We start from the raw sequence: 19,241 nt of genomic DNA, 5'->3' as shown, positions 1-19,241 counted from the left end.
TCCGGTAATTTAAATCCCGAGCAATCGCTCCTCCGAATGGTGCGCTGCACTTGGTGAGCCGCGCGGAGAGGCATGGTCTCAGTGTTGAATGTTTTGTGGCATGTTTGTTGCTTTCTATGTGTTTGTGCAGAAATATTTTTTTGCGGTATGTAAGAGATGCGCGAGAAAAGCTCTGCAAGAAGTGACTTACTGCAAAGGAAGCCTGCGTTGCTGTTGTGCATGGTTTCCGTTGCATCGCTCAAAAGGCGATTAACAAATCTGTTTGATTTTTACAAAACTTAAAATTTCTGCTCTGAAACTTACCCATAGGGAGTTTGTAATGATAAAAGAAAGAAAGTTGCCTCGCACGCTGCGACTGATGTTTTCAGGCGGTGTGGCTGTCGGGTTAGGATTGATGGCCCATTCAGTGCAGGCACAGGAGACAAAGTCGGACGATTCATCGCAACAAATGCAGCGCGTTGAAATTACCGGTTCATCCATCAAACGTATCAACAAGGAAGGTGCGCTACCGGTCCAGACGCTGACGCAGGACGATATTGCAAAGACAGGCGCCACCAACGTCGCCGATTTGATCCAGGCCTTGCCTGCGATGCAAGGATTTATTCCAGCATCGAGTTCAGTCAACGGCGGCGGAGCCGGCGTGGAAACTGCGTCCATTCACGGCATTGGCTCGGGTTATACCTTGGTGTTGCTGAACGGCCGGCGTATTGCCAAGTCGGCGATCGCCAACAATGACTACGCGGTCAATCTCGCGAGCATTCCGTTGTCGGCCGTAGAGCGCGTTGAAATTCTGACCGACGGCGCTTCGGCGTTGTACGGTTCCGACGCTATTGCTGGCGTCGTCAACTTCATCCTCAAGAAAAATTCCACCGAGACGGTCATTAGCGGCAACTACAACTCGCCGCTCAAATCGGGTGGCAAGAGTTATAACGTCGGTATTTCAAAAGGCTTTGGCGATCTGGATAAAGACGGCTACAACGTATTGCTGGCGTATAGCCACGATGAGCAAGCGTCGCTTAATGCCAATCAACGGAGTTTTTCCAACAGCGGTATCGTGCCATTCAGTGTTGGCGGCCAAAATTATGCGCTGTATCAACTGAGTAGCAATACGGCGCCGGCTGGTGTCACTGTGCTGGACAATAATAACAATGCCACGCAGTTTTCACCCGATTTCTTGAAAAACGGCGTTTGCTCAACGAACACTTTCCTGTCTGGAAAATACTGTAAATATAACTATGCGGCGACAGTTGAGCTGATCCCGAAATCGACGCGCGACAGTTTTGTGGTGTCGAGCAACTGGAAGCTTAATAGCGACACGACGCTGTTCGGCGAAGCCATGTTGTCCAAATATTCGATTTTTCCGCAGTATGCACCGCCGGCGCAGCCGCTTAATTTACCGGTCAACGGCGCACTGTATACCAAATACGTAACACCGTATCTGGCGCAACTTGGCATCGATCCGGCCAACGTGTCGAGCGCGTCGATAGGCCTGCGTCTGTTTGATACAGGTGGCCGTAAGGATGAATATCGGACCGATGCATTGCACTTGGCATTTGGGGTTGACGGCAATGCATTTGGATGGGATTACAACGCTTCCTATACCCATTCGCAAAACAGGACCTATGACAATGCCCTTGGCGGGTATGCCAGTAACAACACGTTTACCAGTATCGTCAACTCGGGCGCCTATGATCCATTCCAGCCGCCAGGGTCTTCTGTAGCCATACTCGCGCCAGCCGTCTTGCACCAGACCCTCGACCAGGCCACTTCAAAGCTCGATATCCTCAATGCACATGCCTCGCATGATTTTTTCAAGCTGCCGGGGGGCACATCGCAAATCGGTATAGGCGTGGAAGCGACCAAAGAATCGCATACCGACAGTCCTAGCGCGATTCTGCAAGGTCCAAACGCGCTGCAGCCTACCTATACCGACACCATTATCGGCGGCGGCAGCGGTTCGTTGCCATTCTCGGCAAACCGGATGAACTACGGTACCTTCGCTGAGTTGCTGTTGCCTGTGGTGAAAAATCTGGATGTGACAGGTGCACTGCGTTACGACAGCTACGACGCGGCAAAAAACAACAATACTTTCGATTCAGCCGGTAATCCGCTCGGGGCCTCAACCGAGGGCAACTCTTCCAGCAAGGCGACGTACAAGATTTCTGCTCGTTGGCAACCGGTCGATTCGCTGTTGGTGCGCGGCTCCTATGGCACCGGCTTCAAGGCGCCAACCCTGGCGCAGATTACTTCGCCGATCACCTTCACCGGCAATACGGCAGGCTCCTATGCATGCCCGTTTTCGTCGCCTGATCCACGGGCGGCCGGTTGCCAGGGCGTGACCCAGTACGATGTGCTGCAAGGCGGCAATCCAAACACCGGTTCAACTGGTCTGAAGCCGGAAACATCGAAGCAAAGCACCATTGGCTTCCGTCTTGAGCCAATACGCAATCTGTCGATTGGTTTCGATTTCTGGCAAGTCAGCATCAAGAACCAGATCAGTGTCTTGCAAGAAGCCATCGCATTCGGCAATCCGCAGACTTATTCGAATCTGTTCACGCTGTTCAACGATCCGATTTCGGGTTCGCCGACCGTTGCTTTCTCGGAAGTGCCAATCAATCTGGCTAGTGCAAAGTACCAAGGTATCGACTGGGATCATAGTTTCAAGACCAAGACGCCTATTGGCGACATGAGTCTGCAATGGACCGGTACCTATATGCTCAAGGCACAGCAGGATTTCCCAGGGACTGGCATACAGAGCAGCCTGGGCAAATACGGCGCTGACCAGAACGTGGTGTTCCGTGTGATTTCACGCTTGGCGGCTTCGTGGAAGCAATCGGATACATGGACCCATACGCTGATTGCCAATTACCGTTCCGGTTATCACGATGAAACGTTTCTTGCCAGCGATGCTACAGTCCGTATCGTCAATCCTGATGGTTCCTATGGTGCGTTCGTCTCCATGCCTAACCACAACGTGGCGTCTTACACCACGTTCGACTGGCAAACCAAGTTGACCGTGAAAAAGGGCTTCGAAATCACAGCAGGCATCAAAAACCTGTTTGCTCGCACTCCGCCGCTGTCGCTGATCATTGCGGGCGGTGGCAATCAGGTTGGCTATGACGCCCGTTACACCGATCCGTTGGGGCGTCAGCTCTATCTGGTAGGTTCCTACAAGTTCTAAGCAAAGCCCGCTCCGGGTTAATGCTACCGAGCTGGCCGGACGCGATGTTTGCGTCCGGCTTTTTCATGCCCGCTGTAAAAATCCTTTGAATTCATAGAGTGGATTTCCTGTCTCAAAATGTTTCACTGAAGAACTGATAAGATACCCTGATCATCTGATGTGAAACAGGCAGCGTGATGGCTGCCGTATTTCTGACAGGAAGATCTGCCCATGAACCTAGCAAGCCGTCCAGCAGTGCTGGACTTGATCGGCAATACCCCGATGATAGAAGTGACGCGGCTGGATACCGGCTGCTGTCAATTGTTTCTCAAGCTGGAATCGCAAAATCCAGGCGGCTCCATCAAGGATCGCATCGGCTTGTCGATGATCGACGCGGCCGAGAAGGACGGTCGCCTACAGGCCGGCGGCACCGTGATTGAAGCCACTGCCGGCAACACAGGTCTCGGCTTGGCGCTGGTGGCCTGCGCCAAAGGTTATCAGGTGATCCTGGTGGTGCCGGACAAGATGTCGGTAGAAAAAATCCAGCACCTGAAAGCCTTGGGCGCGCAAGTCCATATTACCCGTTCCGATGTCGGCAAAGGCCATCCCGAGTATTACCAGGATGTCGCGGCGCGGTTGGCGCGCGAGATACCGGGATCGTTCTTTGCCGACCAGTTCAATAATCCGCATAATCCGCTGGCGCATGAACAAAGCACCGGCCCCGAAATCTGGCGGCAATGCGAGCAACGGCTCGACGCCATCGTTTGCGGCGTCGGTTCGGCCGGCACGCTGACTGGCCTGACGCGTTTTTTCCGCAGCGCGCAGCCGCAACTGGAGTTTGTGCTGGCCGATCCGCAAGGATCGATCCTTGCGGAATATGTGAACACAGGAAAGATCACGTCGACGCCAGGTTCCTGGGCCGTCGAAGGCATCGGCGAAGATTTCGTCCCGGCGATTGCCGACCTCTCCGCCGTCAAGCATACCTATACCATCAGCGACGAGGAAAGTTTCCGTAGCGCGCGCGAACTGGTACGGGCAGAGGGCATTCTTGGTGGCTCCTCTACCGGCACCTTGCTGGCGGCAGCCTTGCGATATTGTCGCGAGCAGACCACACCCAAGCGTGTGGTGACCATCGTCGCCGATACCGGTACGCGTTACCTGTCCAAGGTATACAACGACAACTGGATGCGCGACCAGGGTTTGCTCAAGCGCGAAATACTTGGCGATCTGCGCGACATCATCGGCCGCCGCTACGCCGACGGTGGCGTCATCAGCGTCGCATCTGGCGACACCCTGATGACGGCGTTCAACCGCATGCGCAGCGCCGAAGTGTCGCAGTTGCCAGTAATGGCAGAGCAGGGCCAGCAAGTGGTCGGGATTATCGATGAATCCGATCTGCTGCTCAAGGTTGCCGCCGATCCAGCCCATTTCAGCGATCCGGTCAGCAGCACCATGACCAGCGCCATAGAAACGCTTGCGCCCGATGCCGGCCTGCCTGCTTTGCGCAGCACGCTGGCGCGCGGCCTGGTCGCCATCATTGCCGACGATCGTCAGTTTCATGGCTTGATCACCCGTTTCGATTTACTCAATCATCTTCGAAGGAGTCTGTTATGAGCAACGATAAAGAGCGCGATCACACTGCCGGCATGCATTTCGCCACACGGGTGATCCACGCCGGGCAATCGCCCGATCCGTCGACCGGCGCCATCATGCCGCCGATCTATGCGACGTCGACTTTTGTGCAACAAAGCCCGGGCGTGAACAAAGGATTGGATTACGGCCGTTCCCATAATCCGACCCGTTGGGCGCTGGAGCGCTGCGTCGCCGATCTGGAGCAGGGCGCGCAGGGTTTCGCCTTTGCTTCCGGCATGGCCGCCGCAGCCAACGTTTTGGAATTGCTGGACGCCGGCGCGCATGTGATCGCCGGCGATGATTTGTATGGCGGTACGTTTCGTCTGTTTGACAAGGTGCGACGCCGCAGCGCCGGCCTGTCGTTCAGCTACGTCGACCTGATTGATCCGAAAAATCTGCTGGCGGCGATCCGGCCCGAAACAAAAATGGTCTGGGTTGAAACGCCAACCAATCCGATGCTGAAACTGGCCGACCTGGAAGCGATCGCCAAGATCTGCCGCGAGCGCGGCATCATCGCGGTGGCCGACAACACCTTCGCCAGTCCGATGGTGCAACAGCCGCTGACGTTGGGCTTTGACGTGGTGCTGCATTCGACCACCAAGTATCTGAACGGCCATTCCGACATCATTGGCGGCATTGCCGTGGTAGGCCGTGAGCCGCGCCAGGCGGAGTGGCTGGAACGTCTCGGTTTCCTGCAAAATGCGGTCGGCGCCATCGCCGGACCGTTTGACAGTTTCCTGGCTTTACGTGGCATCAAGACCCTGGCGTTAAGAGTCGAGCGGCATTGCCAGAATGGCCTGGAACTGGCCAACTGGCTGGAAAGCCTGCCGGAAGTCAGGCGGGTCCATTACCCCGGCCTGGTCTCGCATCCCCAGCACACGTTAGCGCAGCGTCAGATGCAAGGCTATGGCGGCATTATCTCGGTCGATCTGAACACCGATCTGGCCGGCGCCAAACGCTTTCTCGAACGTTGCGAAATTTTTGCGCTGGCCGAGAGCCTGGGCGGCGTCGAAAGCCTGATTGAACATCCCGCCATCATGACGCATGCAACCATTCCGGCCGCGCATCGCGCTACGCTGGGGATCAGCGATTCGCTGATCAGGCTGTCGGTCGGGGTCGAGAATATCGCGGACCTGAAGAAAGATTTGCAAAATGCTTTTGCAGCGATGAAATCGTGACCGACCAACTGAAAGATTGGGAAGCACGGGTAGCATCGTTGTGGAAACGGGCCGATGAGATAGCACCTGAAGACCTGGTGACGCGGATAGATGCGCTGGCAGCCGAGCTGCCTGCGCATGATCCCGTGGCGATGTTCGAGCGTGCTTGCGCGCGCGACACCGCCGGCTTTGAGGCGGAAGCGGAACCGTTGTACCGGGCGGCTCTGGCCAGCGCGCAGCTGGATCCTTATCGGCAGGCGCGTGCGTCTATTCAACTGGGTAGTACCTTGCGTTTGCTGGGCCAGCTGGAAGAGAGCGAACACTTGATCACGGCCCAGCTTCAACGTTATAAGGATCCGGCCTATGGCATCGCTTTGTATGACGAGACCCGCGCCACGCTGGCGCTGACATATCTGTTACAGGGACGGGCAGTGGAGGCCGCCTGTCTTGCATTGACTACGCTGGCGCCGCATTTGTCGCGCTACAACCGTTCGGTCGCAGGAAATGCCGCGGAAATCCTCAAGAGTACCAAGCTGGATTCCAGCTGGTCCTGATTTTTGCTGGAAACACTGGGGATTTCCACAAGATAAAAAGCCCCGGCCGCGTGCATACGCAAGCGGCCTGGGCTTTTTCCTTTCTGCGCTTACTGGTAATTAACCACCAGTGAAGCTCCGCTGACTGCGCGGTAGGCGTTCAGCAACAGATAGTAGGTTCCGGCGCCGGGCGCACCGATCGTGATGCTTTCGGCGTTGCTGCTGCCATCGGATTTGGCGTCGAAAGTGGTGGTGCTTGGCGTCGCACCCAGCTTGGCATAGATATCGCCATCACCGCTGCCGCCGGACAGCTGGAAGTTCAGGTTCCTGGCGCCGGCCGGGACGGTGATGCTGTACACATTACTGCCACCGCTGGCAACGGTGATGCCATTTACCGGAACGCCCTTGACCAGGACGTTGCTACTGCCGGGGCTGCAGCTGACGCCAACCGCATTGAACGCCGTGGTCACGTCGGCTACCAGATAACCGCGATTGGCTGCCGCCTTCTCGACGCCGCAAGCGCCCTGGTTAAAGGTGCTGTTGGCAGTCCAGTACAGATGATTGGCGTCGGCCATCACCTCAAACGCCTTGCGGGTACTCCAACCGGCAGTGGTCGCCAGCAGGTAGAAGGCCTTGTTGTAGACCCCGCTGCTGTAGTGCACGTCGAGGCTGCTGGTATAGTTTTTGGCGTTGTCTATCGAGCCGCCGTCCTGGGGCGGATTGGCCATGTAGCGAAGCGCGCCGCTACCCTTGAAAATGTCGGCGCCCACCAGAAAATCATTCTTGCCCTTCATGTAGTTTTCTGCAGCTTCACCGGCCATGTCCGAGAAGGCTTCGTTCATGCCGCCTGACTGACCGCTATACACCAGGCCGGAATTCTGCTCGGTGAAACCGTGGCTGATTTCATGACCGGAAACGTCCAGCGCCACCAGAGGGTAGAAGGTCGAGGCGCCATCGCCGAAATTCATGGCGCTGCCGTCCCAGAACGCATTTTCATAGTTGCTGCCGTAGTGGACTTTCATGTACAAGGTCTGGCTGATCGGCCGCAGGTTGAGCCAGGCCTGGTACATATTGAAGACGACATTGCCGAAGTAATGTGCGTCGTTCAGCGGAGAAAATGCGCCATTGACCGCCTTGTAAGTGTTGCGCGGGCAGTTGAAGCGAAACGGCGTGCTGCCGCTGCTGCCGTTTTGCAGATCGACGGTGATGACGTTAGGCGTCACCATCGCGCAGTTGTTATCGACGATCAGCGGGCCGTATTTACCACCGGTCTGGTATTCGTATTGTCCGGTCTTGGCATTGCCGCCGGGGCCGCTGGCTTCGTAATGGGCGATGCCTTCCCATTGCTTCAGTACAGCGCCGCTGTTGGCGTCGATGATGTAATACGGACGGCTGGGTTTGGCGCTGCTCTTGTTGACGAATGACACTACATAGATCAACTGCGCCACGTTGTTCTGTCCCAGCTGGACATACAGTTTGGCTTGTTCATTTTCAGTCACCGCCGCACGGGCAATGGACTTGGCTTGCAGCAGCACGTCGGCGGCGGCGTACACCGGCTTGGCGCTGGGCAGGTCGTTGTCGATGTTGCGCAGTAAGCTGCCCGACATCGCCGGCTGCACCTGATTGGCGGCGCGCTGCTCGACAATCGCCTGGTCCCATACCGGCACGCCCTGGAAGTATTGCTGGTAACGAGTGACGACTTTGCCATTGGCGTAGTTCTGGCTGCGCAGCGGTTTCAGTTCGTCGCTGCTGAGTCCGAGAAAAGCCTGGGCGCTAAGCGGACCGCTTTGCTTTGCGGCTTGGGCCGGCGGCGTGTAGCTCTCAAGATCTATGCGATCGGCCGCCATTGCGCTTGCGCTTGCGGCCAGGAACAGTGTGAAAAACAACGGGCCTTCGACGTGACGTAAAACTGGTTTCATGGTATCTCACTCTCTTGAAATTGATACGTGGATAATTCATAAGGTGACCAGATACTTCGCGAACAAAAACACGACCGGCTATCCAGGGCGTCCATGACATCCAGCTCAAGCGATTCATAAAGCAGGATCGCTTGCGCCCGATGTCATTGTTTCAGCACTTTTAAGGAACTGTTGACGGTAAGGATGACGGCGATGAATTTCATATATGTAAATACGCAATATAAGTTACGCATTGTTACAAACTGAAATGTCATGCGGTAACTTACACTTGTTTTTATTGCCAAAATAGCTGTTATTTCTTACAGGAAATATGTGTTTTTTCCTGATTGCGAGAGAGTTTTCATGAGAGCGATGCTGGAGAAGTCCCATTTCGTTGAAGTACAATAATAAATATGAACAATGTTTTACTTGTTGAATGGAAATAAAATGACAACCAAACCTCTATTTGCAGCGATTGCCTGTGCTGTGCTTGCTGCCTGTGCCGTAGGCGCACATGGCAATGCCTATGCGCAGGGCTACGGGCAGGGCGGCTATGGTTATCCTCCTGCGCCGGGTTACGGCGGCGGCTATGGCGATAGTTACGGCGATGAGAATGGGCTGCCGCCAGGCAGTTACCTCCAGTCTTGCCGCGATATTGTCGTCAGGCGCGGCATGCTGGAAGCGACCTGTGGCGGCGACAACGGCGGCAGACGCACAGCCATCCCGCTGAATTCGTGCAGAAGCGGGAATTTTGAAAATATCAACGGCAACCTGCAATGTGCAGGCGGCGGCGACTATGGTCGTAATAACAGAGATTTACCGCCGGGGACCTATTTGCAGTCCTGCCGCGACATCAGAATTCGTGGCGACGTGCTTGAAGCCGTTTGCGGCAGCGGCAATGGCAATGTGCGCACTTCCATCTCGCTGTATTCATGCAGGAGCGGGAGTTTTGAAAACATCAACGGCAATCTGCAATGTACTGGCGGCGGAGGTGGCGGTGGCGGCCGTAACAACAGGGATCTGCCACCAGGCAGCTATCTGCAATCCTGCAGCGATATCAGCATACGCGGCGGAGTGCTTGAAGCAAGTTGCGGCGGCGGCGACAATCGCCGGGTGCGGTCGTCAGTTTCCTTGTCTTCCTGCAGAAGCGGCAGCTTCAGCAATATAAACGGCTATCTGCAGTGCGATAGGTGATGCGGTCGACCCTGCGCAGGGTCGGTTGTCTTGCGCAGGGTTGCCGAACCGTGCTTTTGCCGGCTTCCGGTATCGTTTTTCTTGAATAGCACTATAACAAATCCACACTCAGCAAATTGACGTAACAACTCTCGCGCGTGGTGCTCACAAAATCCACCAGATACGGCTGCTGCGACACCTCCGGCAGGCAGGCCGCATATAGCCGTCCGGTTAGTCCTTTTGTGGTAATACGTTTGGCCAGCACATAATCACGCGTCAGGTAATTCTGCGCCGCCCAGATCGGCAAGGTGGCGATGCCGCGGCGGCTGGCGACCAGTTGCAGCATCGCTACCGTCAGCTCGGTGGTGCGGCGCGCGGTCTGGATGCCGGCCGGTTTTAGTACCTGGCGCACTACATCCAGCATGTCGTCCGGCACCGGATAAGTAATCAGGGTGTCGCCAGCAAAATCTTCCGCCACCAGGTATTCCTTGCCCGCCAAGGGGTGATCGTGCGCCACCAGGGCGACGATCTCAAAACTGAACAAGGCGTGATAGTCGACCTTTTCGTCGGGATCGACTTCCGCCACGATCGCCACATCGGCCCGGTGTTCATACAGCAGGCCGACCGGATCGGCCTGGAAGCCGGAGACGATATCCAGTTCGACCTCCGGCCAGCGTTTACGGAAAATATCCATGGCCGGCATCAGCCAGTCAAAACAGGTATGGCATTCCACCGCGATGCGTAACTGGCCGGCCACGCCTTGCGCCATGCGCACCAGGTCGCGCTCGCTTTCCGCCACTTGCGGCAACACCATATCCGCCAGCTTCAGCAAGCGTTCACCTGCGGGGGTGAACCGTACCGGCACCGATTTACGCTCGAACAAGGTTGTGCCGTGATGATCTTCCAGTTGCTTGATCTGGTGCGATAGCGCCGACTGGGTCACGTTGAGCAAGGTAGCCGCCCGTAGCAGGTTGCCGGCTTCGCGCAGGGCGTGCAGGGTTTTCAGATGACGTAATTCCAGGATCGATTGCATAGGGTGTCTAAAAAACCATAAAACAGATGTATGAATGAAATTCAAGTTGATTCTTAATATTTATCGTTTGAATCATAATTCATGCTGGCCCAAGATGCGAGTCATCGAACATGTTTTTATTGGAGATTAAGATGGCTTTGGCACACGTATTAGGTTTTCCGCGCATTGGCGCACACCGCGAACTGAAGTTTGCCCAGGAATCATTCTGGAAGGGCGCTTCCGATGAAGCCGCCTTGCGCGCTACCGGCGCCACCTTGCGTGCACGCCATTGGCAAGCCCAGGCCGATGCAGGCCTCGATTTCGTCACCGTCGGTGATTTTGCGTGGTACGACCAGGTGCTGGGCACGCTGGCGCTGCTGGGCGCGATTCCAAGCCGCTTCGGCTTCGATCCGAAACAGCTGACCCTGGCCGACTATTTCACATTGGCGCGCGGCAGCAAGCAGCATTTTGCGATGGAAATGACCAAATGGTTCGATACCAATTATCACTATCTGGTGCCGGAATGGGCTGCCGACGTGCAGTTCGACGGCGGCGTCGACTGGCTGCACGACGAAATCGCAGAAGCGCGCGCGCTCGGACACAAAGTAAAAGTGGCGCTGGTCGGTCCGTTGACCTTGCTGTATCAAGGCAAGGTCAAGTCCGGCATCGCCAACAAGCTCGACCTGTTGCCTAAGGTAGTGGCCGGTTACCAGAAATTATTGCAGCGTTTGCAGGCAGCCGGCATTGAGGCGGTACAGATCGATGAACCAATCCTGGCGTTGGAGCTGGATGCGGGTTGGCGTGACGCCTTTGCGCCGACTTACGCAAAACTCAAAGACAACGCGCCGGCCCTGTTGTTGACCACGTATTTCGGCGAAGTCAGCGAGCATGCAGAACTGTTGCGTACATTGCCGGTAGCCGGGGTCCATCTGGACCTGGTGCGGGGCGCGGGCCAACTGGAGCAGATCGCTGCCGGCTGGCCGCAAGACAAGGTGCTGTCGTTGGGCGTGGTCGATGGCCGCAACCTGTGGCGTACCGACCTGGACCAAGTACTTACCGGGCTCAAGCCTTTGCAGGCGCAACTGGGAGATCGTTTGTGGGTAGCCTCAAGCTGCTCGCTGCTGCATGTGCCGGTCGATCTGGCCAATGAACCGAAGCTGGATGACGAGCTGAAAAGCTGGCTGGCGTTCGCCACCCAAAAGCTGGCGGAAATCGTCGCGATCAAGCAGGCGTTGAACGGCAAGGCTGCTGAAGTCGAAGCGCAATTCGTGGCGTCGCGCGCCGCGCAAGCCAGCCGCCGCAGCTCGACCCGCATTCACAACCCGCTGGTGCAAAAGCGCCTGGCAGCAGTCACCGCGGCTGATGCCGAGCGCTCAGCCGGTTTCGATGCCCGTATCGCCAAACAGCAAGCCAAATGGCAATTACCGGCATTCCCGACCACTACCATCGGTTCATTCCCGCAAACGACGGAAATCCGCCAGGCGCGCGCCGCCTACAAGCGGGGTGAAATCGGCCACCTGGATTACCTCGACAAAATGCGCGAAGAAATCCGCGTAGTTGTGGAAAAGCAGGAGCAGCTAGGCCTCGACGTGCTGGTGCACGGCGAACCGGAACGCAACGACATGGTCGAGTATTTCGGCGAACAGTTGTGGGGTTACACCTTCACCGCCAACGGTTGGGTGCAAAGCTACGGCTCGCGTTGCGTCAAACCGCCAATCATCTACGGCGATGTCTATCGTCCGGAGGCAATGACCGTTGGCTGGAGCCAGTTTGCCCAGACCCTGACCAGCAAGCCGATGAAGGGCATGCTGACCGGTCCGGTGACGATGCTGCAATGGTCATTCGTGCGCGACGACCAACCGCGTGAAACTACCGCACTGCAAATCGCCCTGGCGTTGCGCGATGAAGTGTGCGACCTGGAAAAGGCCAACATCGGCATGATCCAGATCGATGAACCGGCTTTTCGCGAAGGCTTGCCGTTGAAATCGCGTGACTGGCCGCATTATCTCGATTGGGCGGTGCGCGCATTCAAGATCAGTGCTGCCGGCGTTGGCGACGAGACCCAGATCCACACCCACATGTGCTATTCGGAGTTCAACGACATCCTGCCGTGGATCGCTGCGATGGATGCGGACGTCATCACGATCGAAACGTCGCGTTCTGACATGGAGCTGCTGGATGGCTTTGGCGAGTTTGCCTATCCTAACGATATCGGCCCGGGCGTCTATGACATCCACTCGCCGCGGGTGCCGCAAGTCGACGAAATGGAGCGTCTGCTGCGCAAGGCGCGTGGCGTGATTCCAGATACGCGTTTGTGGGTCAATCCGGATTGCGGCCTGAAGACACGCGGCTGGCCGGAGACTTATGAAGCATTGGAAAACATGGTGCTGGCAGCCAAGCGTCTGCGCGCGACGGTGGAGCAGGAGCGTAAGGCTGCATAAAATCCAAGGGCGGTAAATAGAAGAGGGGGCGAGTAAATGATTTACTCGCCCCCTCTTGTCGTTAGCGCAGCGCTACCAGATAACGCGTCGCTACCAGACTGCTATCCGTTACAAGGCCTGGCTACGCAACTTCCTTGGCGCTGACAATCGATTTCGACACCAGGCCATACTCGATCGCTTCCGGCGCCGACATCCAGAAATCGCGGTCGATATCAGCCGTTACTTTTTCCAGCTTCTGTCCGGTTTCCTTGGCGATCAGGGCGCCGATTCTTTCACGTACGCGAATGATTTCACGCGCCTGGATCGCAATATCGGATGCCTGGCCGCCGACGCCGCCGCTCGGTTGATGAATCAGGAAACGGGTGTTTTGCAGGCAGAAACGGCGTTCTTTCGGTACCGACAGGAATACGTTGACCGCCGCGCTGCCAACCCAGCCGCTGCCGATCATATTGACAGGAGCGTCGATGAAACGGATCACGTCATGGATCACGTCGCCCGATTCTACATGGCCGCCTGGAGAACAGACCAGGAAATTGATCGGCGCCTTGGATTCGCCGGAGAGGGCGATCAGCTGGCGCACGATATCGCGCGCCACGGTATCGTTGATCTGGCCGAACAGCAGGACGGTGCGTGACTTGAATGCTTTCTCTTCCAGGAAGGCGTCGCGCTGGGATGGGTTGGTTTCCACTTTTTCTTCCATGATATATATGCCTCTAAGGTGTTAGGGAATTCATTTATTGCAAAAGAGCCAGTGTAAACCAAAAAAGCCCCCGCACATTGCGAGGGCTTCTTTTGTCAGTGTTGTTTGACTGTTGTCATCACAATCAGAAGGCTGGCACCACTGCGCCTTTGTATTTGTCTTCAATGAATTTCTTCACTTCCGGCGAGTTCAGCGCTGTTGCCAATTTTTTCACGGCAGGGCTGTCCTTGTTGTCGGCGCGCGCCACCAGCAAGTTGGCGTAAGGCGAATTCGCATCTTCGATGAACAGCGAATCCTTGACCGGGTTGAGCTTGGCTTCGATCGCATAGTTGGTGTTGATCAGCGCCAGGTCGACCTGGTTCAGCACGCGTGGCAAGGTTGCTGCTTCCAGCTCCTTGAATTTCAGGTGCTTGGGATTCTCAATGATGTCTTTTTGCGTAGCCGAGATATTGCTTGGGTCTTTCAGTTTCAACAGGCCCTGGCGCGACAGCAGCAGCAATGCGCGGCCGGAATTCGACGGGTCGTTAGGGATGGCGACGGTTGCGCCGTCCGGCAGATCGGCCAGTTTCTTGTACTTGGTGGAGTAGCCGGCGAACGGTTCGACGTGAACCCTGGCGACCACTACTTCGAGATCGTTCTTGTGGTTCTTCTTGAATTCGTTCAGGTACGGCAGATGCAGGAAGAAGTTGCCATCGACCCGTTTTTCATTGGTTTGCACCGCAGGCTGGACGTAATCGGTGAATACCTTGATTTGCAGATCGACGCCTTCCTTGGCCAGGATCGGTTTGACGAATTCCAGGATTTCGGCGTGTGGCACCGGGGTGGCGGCGATCACAAGCTTGTCGGCGGCTTGCGCCGGTGCAATCAGGCCAAAGGTGGAGAACACGGCGGCAACCAGTCCGAGCGATAGTGAAAATTTGCGTAACATATAAACTCCCTTGTTGGATTTTTAAAAATAGTGACGAATGATTGAAGCAAAAATTATTTACGCGTGAAGTGTTGCACCAGCCGGTCACCGGAAAATTGCAGCACCTGTACCAGTACCACCAGCACGGCCACGGTAGTCACCATGACTTCAGTCTGGAAGCGCTGGTAGCCGAAGCGGATCGCCAGGTCGCCAAGACCGCCGCCGCCGATCACGCCGGACATGGCGGCGTAAGACATCAGGGCAATCGCGGTCACCGTGGTGGCGGCGATCAGGCCAGGCAAGGCTTCCGGCAGCAAGGCGCCAAAGATGATCTGGCGATTGTTGGCGCCCATCGCCTGGCAAGCTTCCACCACGCCGCGGTCGATTTCGCGCAAGACGTTTTCCACCAGTCGCGCAAAGAACGGTGCGGTGCCAAGCACCAGCGGCGGAATCGCGCCCAGTACGCCAAGTGAAGTGCCGACCAGCAGCACCGTGACGGGGATCATCACGATCAGCAAGATCAGGAACGGCACTGAGCGCAACACGTTGACGATCAGCGATAGCACGCGGTAGATGCCGCGCTGTTCCAGCAACTGGCGCTTGCCGGTAATGAACAGCAGGATTCCGAGCGGCAGGCCGAGCAAGATTGTGAACAGCAGGGAAAAGCCGGTCATTGCCAGGGTTTCCCAAGTGGCTTGTCCGATGTCGGCCCAGTCGATGAGAGAGAAATCCATCATCCTGGATTCCTTGGTTGAACAGGCGCGAGTGCGCAATCTTGCCTGTAGCGTTCGTCAACTGTCCGACGACTTTCATCGAATTGAAATATGTGTGTATTCATCTGCTTTTTCAGAAATAAGTAAGCGATCAACCGAGGAATCCAGAATTAGTCAAAACCTCATGCCGAATATTATGTTGATCGAGTGTGGTGAACACTTGCGCCACATCAGCCGGTTCGCCGCGCAATTCCACCAGCAGCTGGCCGTAAGGCGTGTCCTTGATGTGGGCGATGGTGCCCTGCAGGATGGTGATCAACGCCGGCGTCGCTGCTGCGATACTGCTCAGGATCGGTTGGTAAGTGATATCGCCAACGTAAGTCAGACGCACAAGCAGGCCGCGCAAATGCGCATGGCTTTCGGTTGTCGGCGGCAGCAACGCGGTCTCGGCGGAAAATGGCGTACTTTCCGCCACCATGCTTTGCGTCACCGCGTGCTGTGGATGGAGGAACACTTCCGCCACATCGCCGCTTTCTACGATATGACCGCCTTCGATCACGGCCACGCGGTCGCAAATAGTACGGATCACCTGCATCTCATGCGTAATCAGGACGATGGTCAGGCCCAGCTTGCGATTGATGTCGAGCAGCAGGCGCAGGATGGCTTGCGTGGTTTCTGGATCCAGGGCCGAGGTGGCTTCGTCGCACAGCAGCAAGTGCGGCGTGTTGGCCAGGGCGCGCGCGATGCCGACGCGCTGTTTCTGGCCACCCGACAGTTGCGCCGGATATTTGTCGCGATGCTCGCTGAGGCCGACCAGCGCCAGCAGCTCGGCAACTCGGGCGGCGCGTTCTTGCTGCGTGTACTTGCCGGTAATTTTCAGCGGCCAGTCGATATTGGCGGCGACGGTCTTGGCGTTGAGCAGGTTGAAATGCTGGAAGATCATGCCGATGCGCTGGCGCAGGCGATGCAGGCCATTGTTGTCGAGCGCGGTGATATCTTCATCCTCGACGAATATTTTGCCGCCGGAAGGACGCTCCAGCATGTTGAGGGTGCGGATCAGCGTGCTTTTGCCGGCGCCGGAGCGGCCGATAATGCCGAAAATTTCACCTTTTTGGATATGCAGATTGATGTCGGACAATGCGGCGATGGCGGGTGCCTGGCTTTTTGCATTGTGCGGAGGATAGGTTTTATGCAGTTGCTCAATACGAATCACGGATTTGCTTCAGGTGTGTCAGTCAGGCGTGCAATTTTATCAGCGTCGCTATATACGCCAAAGTTATATATCGTTATGTGCATATAACAATCCTGTTGTTAGGAAATGCTGCATCACCTAACGTTACCGCATAAATGTAGCTCGGCGACAACATGCAAAAAATGCCTTTTTATGGCATAGTGAACACACTATGAAAGCACTCAAGAGCGCACTGGCCAAAAGAGTTCTCGCTGATCCGAGCGCGAAGCTGCAACTGCGCGCTTATCTGGCAAGCAAGAACTCGAAACCCTCCGTGTCCGCATCTGCCGATGCCGACGACGTGATCAGCTTGCACTCAGCGCAAGAGGGTACAGTCTTGTACCGTCTTAGCGTTGTACCCAAGGCCGCTTGAGCGGTACGACGAACGTAGCCGATGAATGTAGCGCTACCTGCTTTAATCGTCTTCCTGCTGTTACTCCCCGGTTTTATTGCCCGTTCGCGCTTCAAGCGCGCCGAACGCATTTCTCTCGATTATTCCCCGTTCGGCCAAATTGTCACTGAGGCAATGCTGTGGAATTGCGTATTCCACCCGCTGTGGTTGCTCGCATCCGCATGGCTGTTCGGGCGCACCTTGCAGCCGTTGTTGTTGCTTGAATTGCTATCCTCCGATTCCGCCAGTCAGGCCAAGGCGATCCAAGGGATTGCAGCGCAGTTTTCCTGGATCTGCGGCTATTTTCTGAGTTTGTATGCCGGTTCGTGGATCGTGCCGAATGGCTTTCGGCTGATGATTACGCGTTTTCGGCTGGATCGCGCCAACGCCGGCTGGTTTGTGCCGTGGTTGCGGTTTAACCAGGCGCCTTGGTATTACCTGTTGACCGGCGCCGACTTCGACGAGGATGAGCGACCGGACCTGATTGCGGTTTCCGCAATCGTCAATGTGGCCGGGCAGGCAGTGCTGTTTACCGGCATCCTGGATAATTTCTTTGTCGACGCCAATGGCAGCCTGGACCGTCTGATCCTGGAGCAGGTGATGCGGCGTCCGTTGTCGGCGGACAAACCGGACGGTGCCACCACTGCGGAAGAGCTGGAGCGTTTCTATGTGGTCGAAGGCGATTATTTTGTCTTGCGCTATAGCGAAGCGATCACCTTGAATATCGAATATATCAAGTTCGACAAGCTGGCAGAGAACATGACGTCGGAGCTAGCGCTGGCCGCGGACGCCATGGGTTACGTCGACGCACTGGATTAATTTACCGTCCCTCCGGGGAGAGCGCTAAATGATCATTTCCTCACGTCAGACCGGCAAACGATATGGCTAATCGCGTAACTGCCGCAAGGCCGGTTGCAGCAGCATCAGCATGGCAAACAGCGACAAGGCCGCGCCGCCGGCAATGAACAACTGGGACGGCGTCACGAAACGGATCAGGTAGCCGGCAATCAATGCCGACAGCGGCGCGCTGCTGATCAGGATCAGCATCAGCAAGCTGAGAACCCGGCCCTGGAGCGCGTTCGGAATGCGGCGTTGTATCCATGTAAACAAACCAACCTGGACATAGCCGGCGCCAATGCCGACCATGATCATCAGCGCCAGCCCGAATTCCAGCCGGTGGATGAATCCCATGCCCAGCACGGCCATGCCGGTCAGGCCGTCAATCAGGCAGACGGTGACGCCCAGCCTGGAGACTTTCCTGGCGCGCAGTCCGGAACAGATGATGCCGATCAGCTGTCCCAGGCCGTTCGCTGCGATCAACATGCCGAAGGCCGAGGCGCCGCCGCCCAACTGGCGATCGACCCATAAAGGCAGGCCGACCTGGACCGGGCCGGCTACCAGCAGGTTGACTACCGCCCAATAGCTGATCAGCACCTTCAGCACCTTGTCGGACCATAGCCATTTCGCGGCGGGGACGATGGTGGCGAGTAGCGGCATATCGCCAGGTTGTTGCGAAAGATCTGATTGCAGCCGCTGTCGCAAGCGTGGCACGGTGAGCGCCGCGACCAGGAAGCAACAGGCATTGAGCAAGAAAACCAGGCCCAGGCCATCCGTCAGGGTTGCCAGCAGTCCGGCCAGAAGCGGTCCGCCCAGTAGCGAAATCTGGGTTGCACCCATGAGTATCGCGTTGGCCGATTGCAGCTGTCGCGGGTCGATCAGCCGCGACAAGATGGCGACCCGGGCTGGAATCGCAAATGCGCCGACCAGCCCCAAGCCGCAGGCAAACAGATACATCATCCACAACGTCAGAAAATCGTATAGGGCCATCACGCCTATGCCTGTCAGCAAGATGACGCCGACAGCAGAAGCGCAGATCAGCACCATACGCGGCGAATGACGGTCTACCAACACGCCGGCGATCACCAGAAACAGGATTTTCGGCAAGGCCATGGCCGCCAGCACCAGGCCAAGCGCAGCGCTGTCGCTACTCAGTTTCAGGACCAGCCATGGCAATGCCACGGTCGTCAGCTGTTCTCCCAGGAAAGCGGTGAGGGAGCCTGTCATCAGCAGCAAGAAGCCACCGTGCCTGAATACCGGAGGCAACCTCGCCTGATCAGTTGCGGGCGCATCGTCTATTGCAAGTTCATTCGTCATTTCGGTCATGGCGGGAAGCTGTGTTTTCCAACAATCTGGTGCGTGCGGGCCGCGGCAATCTTTACTCAGCGTGTCAGCCATCGGCTGGCTTGACCGAAAACAAGACAGAATAGTCTACTTGGATTTTGTGCGTCGCAAC

At 56.4% G+C, this 19,241-nt stretch carries 15 protein-coding genes; 8 read left to right on the top strand and 7 right to left on the bottom strand.

Annotated features, from left to right (window positions below):
- The first annotated feature begins 319 nt into the window (after window positions 1–319).
- The 4 genes from LT85_RS15910 (at window position 320) to LT85_RS15895 (ending at window position 6,503) form a co-directional block, all read left to right on the top strand.
- The gene (locus tag LT85_RS15910) at window positions 320–3,181 is read left to right on the top strand and encodes a TonB-dependent receptor domain-containing protein (RefSeq protein WP_038490555.1); all 2,862 of its coding nucleotides are present in this window, start codon (window positions 320–322) and stop codon (window positions 3,179–3,181) included.
- A 210-nt stretch (window positions 3,182–3,391) separates the two neighbouring features.
- The gene (locus LT85_RS15905) at window positions 3,392–4,774 is read left to right on the top strand and encodes a pyridoxal-phosphate dependent enzyme (protein ID WP_038490552.1); all 1,383 of its coding nucleotides are present in this window, start codon (window positions 3,392–3,394) and stop codon (window positions 4,772–4,774) included.
- Window positions 4,771–5,970 carry a trans-sulfuration enzyme family protein gene (locus tag LT85_RS15900; protein ID WP_052135248.1) on the top strand — a complete coding sequence of 400 codons (1,200 nt, stop codon included), beginning with the start codon at window positions 4,771–4,773 and terminating at the stop codon, window positions 5,968–5,970. The genes LT85_RS15905 and LT85_RS15900 overlap by 4 nt, the downstream gene beginning before the upstream one ends.
- Window positions 5,967–6,503 (top strand): tetratricopeptide repeat protein, encoded by a 537-nt coding sequence (locus LT85_RS15895; RefSeq protein WP_216595017.1) that lies wholly within the window; start codon window positions 5,967–5,969, stop codon window positions 6,501–6,503. Before LT85_RS15900 ends, LT85_RS15895 begins: the two co-directional genes overlap by 4 nt.
- Window positions 6,504–6,592: 89 nt before the next feature.
- Here LT85_RS15895 and LT85_RS15890 read toward each other — a convergent pair whose 3' ends face one another.
- Entirely contained in the window at window positions 6,593–8,401 is a 1,809-nt protein-coding gene (locus LT85_RS15890) for a M4 family metallopeptidase (protein ID WP_038490549.1), read from the bottom strand.
- 426 nt (window positions 8,402–8,827) lie between these two features.
- Here LT85_RS15890 and LT85_RS15885 point away from each other — a divergent pair, with 426 nt between their 5' ends.
- The gene (locus LT85_RS15885; protein ID WP_038490544.1) at window positions 8,828–9,574 is read left to right on the top strand and encodes a CVNH domain-containing protein; all 747 of its coding nucleotides are present in this window, start codon (window positions 8,828–8,830) and stop codon (window positions 9,572–9,574) included.
- Window positions 9,575–9,665: 91 nt separating this feature from the next.
- Here the strand turns inward: LT85_RS15885 and LT85_RS15880 are convergent, their stop codons facing one another.
- Complete coding sequence (locus LT85_RS15880) at window positions 9,666–10,586, bottom strand: LysR family transcriptional regulator (protein WP_038490541.1); 921 nt, start codon at window positions 10,584–10,586, stop codon at window positions 9,666–9,668.
- 131 nt (window positions 10,587–10,717) lie between these two features.
- Between LT85_RS15880 and metE the strand changes: the two genes are divergently transcribed.
- Window positions 10,718–13,006, top strand: coding sequence for a 5-methyltetrahydropteroyltriglutamate--homocysteine S-methyltransferase (gene metE, locus LT85_RS15875; protein WP_038490539.1), 2,289 nt, complete (start codon window positions 10,718–10,720; stop codon window positions 13,004–13,006).
- Window positions 13,007–13,127: 121 nt separating this feature from the next.
- Here the strand turns inward: metE and LT85_RS15870 are convergent, their stop codons facing one another.
- The 4 genes from LT85_RS15870 to LT85_RS15855 form a co-directional block, all read right to left on the bottom strand.
- Complete coding sequence (locus LT85_RS15870; protein WP_038490536.1) at window positions 13,128–13,706, bottom strand: ATP-dependent Clp protease proteolytic subunit; 579 nt, start codon at window positions 13,704–13,706, stop codon at window positions 13,128–13,130.
- A 124-nt stretch (window positions 13,707–13,830) separates the two neighbouring features.
- Entirely contained in the window at window positions 13,831–14,634 is an 804-nt protein-coding gene (locus tag LT85_RS15865) for a MetQ/NlpA family ABC transporter substrate-binding protein (protein WP_038490534.1), read from the bottom strand.
- Window positions 14,635–14,687: 53 nt separating this feature from the next.
- Window positions 14,688–15,347, bottom strand: coding sequence for a methionine ABC transporter permease (locus tag LT85_RS15860; protein ID WP_081992790.1), 660 nt, complete (start codon window positions 15,345–15,347; stop codon window positions 14,688–14,690).
- Window positions 15,348–15,477: 130 nt separating this feature from the next.
- The gene (locus LT85_RS15855) at window positions 15,478–16,539 is read right to left on the bottom strand and encodes a methionine ABC transporter ATP-binding protein (protein WP_038490528.1); all 1,062 of its coding nucleotides are present in this window, start codon (window positions 16,537–16,539) and stop codon (window positions 15,478–15,480) included.
- A 190-nt stretch (window positions 16,540–16,729) separates the two neighbouring features.
- Here LT85_RS15855 and LT85_RS15850 point away from each other — a divergent pair, with 190 nt between their 5' ends.
- Complete coding sequence (locus LT85_RS15850) at window positions 16,730–16,930, top strand: hypothetical protein (RefSeq protein ID WP_038490525.1); 201 nt, start codon at window positions 16,730–16,732, stop codon at window positions 16,928–16,930.
- Between the two features lie 21 nt (window positions 16,931–16,951).
- Entirely contained in the window at window positions 16,952–17,767 is an 816-nt protein-coding gene (locus tag LT85_RS15845; protein WP_038490522.1) for a hypothetical protein, read from the top strand.
- Window positions 17,768–17,833: 66 nt separating this feature from the next.
- Here LT85_RS15845 and LT85_RS15840 read toward each other — a convergent pair whose 3' ends face one another.
- A complete protein-coding gene (locus tag LT85_RS15840; protein ID WP_172656991.1) occupies window positions 17,834–19,102 on the bottom strand; it encodes an MFS transporter in 1,269 nt (422 codons plus the stop codon).
- Between the last annotated feature and the right edge of the window lie 139 nt (window positions 19,103–19,241).

This window comes from Collimonas arenae (assembly GCF_000786695.1).
GTDB classification, from domain to species: Bacteria; Pseudomonadota; Gammaproteobacteria; order Burkholderiales; family Burkholderiaceae_D; genus Collimonas; species Collimonas arenae_A.
This window is presented reverse-complemented; position numbering and strand designations above follow the sequence as displayed.